The organism is Sulfuricurvum sp., assembly GCF_049305995.1.
Lineage (GTDB): Bacteria > Campylobacterota > Campylobacteria > Campylobacterales > Sulfurimonadaceae > Sulfuricurvum.
On sequence record NZ_JBAQPS010000039.1, the window covers coordinates 1 to 2,377 of the forward strand.

Below are 2,377 nucleotides of genomic sequence, written 5' to 3' on the forward strand. Positions count from 1 at the left end.
AGTTCCTCTTCGTCTATGATTTGTACCTCTACCCCGTTTCGAATCCCTCTAAGATATAACTCTTCTATCCCTGAGAGCTCTGTTTCATCTTTTACCACGACTACTTTGCCGCATTTATTGATCGGAAGGTTATTCTCATCGCAAAATTTCGTCCACGCACTATTACCATCTTTCGTAAATTTTGCTTTCAGAGAATCTGCCGTATAGTAAAATCCGGCATGGAGTACACCGCTGTTCCTTCCGCTTGAGTGGATAGCCTCTTTAGACTCTTTTTCGATTACCACAACCTCAGCATCCGGCTGCTTTGTTTTGATCGCTTTGGCTATAGAGAGACCGATAATACCCGATCCGATGATGGCGTACGTCATAACGTTTTGTCTAGTTTGATCAGTTTCCAAAAACTCAAATCCATCTTGATTAAAAATATATTTTTAGGCTCACAAACAGCTGTTATTTTGTTATAGATATCTTCAAAATAGGTCTCTGATGCTATGGCTACCGAATCGGATGAACGAAGGGAGGATAAAAAAAGATCGCTGGAGATGACAAAGTGATCTTCGAACGATACGTCAATCCATTTGTTATCATCATCGACATATCCCCTCACCCCATGTTGAATACTCTTCCAAAAATCGAGACGCCCTAGCTCTTTAGAAGTTTCCCCCAACGCATACACCCAAAGATTCTCTTCCAGCGTTACGTCATAAGGTATCAGAATATTTCCCGTATTCATACTCAAACATTCGTTTAAAGGGTGCTCATCAAACTCAGCTAATACAACGGAATGATTGCGTATAAACTGATCGCTACTTTGCGTATAAAGATCATTAGCTTTGCAAAATGCCAATGCATCGCATACCCTTGGATTTTTTTCGTTTAGCCAACGCGATAACAAATTGAAAAAATCTTCTTCCCCTCGTTCAACTAAACTGCGCATATAGGTGATCGACTTTTTATCTCCTAGTTTAAAGAGATTGGTTCGGTGATAATAGTTTTCAAACAGATGAGCGAAATGATCATTATCGAGTAAACGCTCATCCAAAGAAGCAACTTTATAAGGCATCGTACGAAATAACTCATTAGCATATTCTTTCGCTTGTTTCAAATCGTCTCTGCGAAGTGCCATATCGCTCAAAATGGTATAAGAGCCGCCGAAATCAGGATGCAGAGCTATGGAGTTCAAGGCTCTGGATTCAGCGGATTTATTTTCATGCAGCAAACACAATGCTCCGTAATAATGAATACTTGCATAGACTATCTCTTTTAGCTTTTTCAGTGAATCAGCAGATTTTTCTTTTAGATATTCCACCAAATAATACGAGTAGGCATCGTAATCGAACCCTTCCGGATCAAAACTAACCGGATCCAAAATATCATCACTTTCCGGCGTAAACATAACATTGTCTTGTTCGATTAAAAAGGAATAAATCGCTTCACCCAAAACATAATCATCTGCAAATATCGACATTCGAAGCGCATTAAAACAAAGGACTAAAGAGGGTGTTGTTTTTTGCTTCAAAAGAATAAACAAACCAGTTAAATCCGCCGAAACTTTTTGTTTGGAATAAAAATCAAATTTTTTCGGTCTCCGTTTGGAGTTTAAAAATATTTGCTCACAAAGCTCTCGTTCCCTCAGATTTGCATCTTTAATCATTTCAGTATTGGTAGCCAATCCTTTATCTGAAAGGAGACTGGCTATATAACAAAACTTCAAAAACCGTATCGAAGATGCTGGTTTAGCGAACAGTTGTTCTATTTTTTCTCTTACTTTTTTAAACTCTATCACCAGAGTGTCGTATTCGTTTAAAATCCTCTCGATAACCGTTTCGATGTTATAGTTGTTATAAACAAACACTCCCTCTTTTTCTGAAAAAAACTGAGCTATGTATTCATCTTCAGGAACCAATGCGATGCATCCGGCATACAACGCTTCAACCCCTCTTGTAGAGAGCAGAGGACGTCTGGCATGGGTAATAACAGCGATTTTAGATCGGCTGAGTAAGGTCAAATAGGATTTTTTTGAAAAAAATCGCTCTACGACGACGATCTTTGCCTCGTATTTATACCGCACGATTTGATCCATAACAACCACTTTGTCAGGCCATAGAGGATGAAACGCATTTCCGGTCACCAGTACATCGATATCTTTTTTCAGAGCCTCTTCATAAGCGACGGTGGACAGAACATCACCGAGACAATAGGAAAATATCTTTTTATCGGGAAAAATACGCTTCATCTCGACATGATCACCCTGCCCTAATACGATCAATGAGTCAAACGCCTTTAATTTTTCATACGCTCCGGCAAAAATATCCCAATCGGCACTAAAAGCCATACTAACATGTTTGTTATAGGGTTGAAGTGGGAGATATTCGGG

2 protein-coding genes are annotated in these 2,377 nt (G+C 39.2%); both read right to left on the reverse strand.

Annotation, left to right across the window (positions count from 1 at the left end; genetic code table 11):
- Window positions 1-398: FAD-dependent oxidoreductase (locus tag WA010_RS01200; protein WP_422555351.1), on the reverse strand; the 398-nt coding region annotated here is incomplete at its 3' end.
- On the reverse strand, window positions 365-2,377 hold a 2,013-nt coding region (locus WA010_RS01205; RefSeq protein ID WP_422555352.1), incomplete at its 5' end, for a tetratricopeptide repeat protein. The genes WA010_RS01205 and WA010_RS01200, both read right to left, overlap by 34 nt.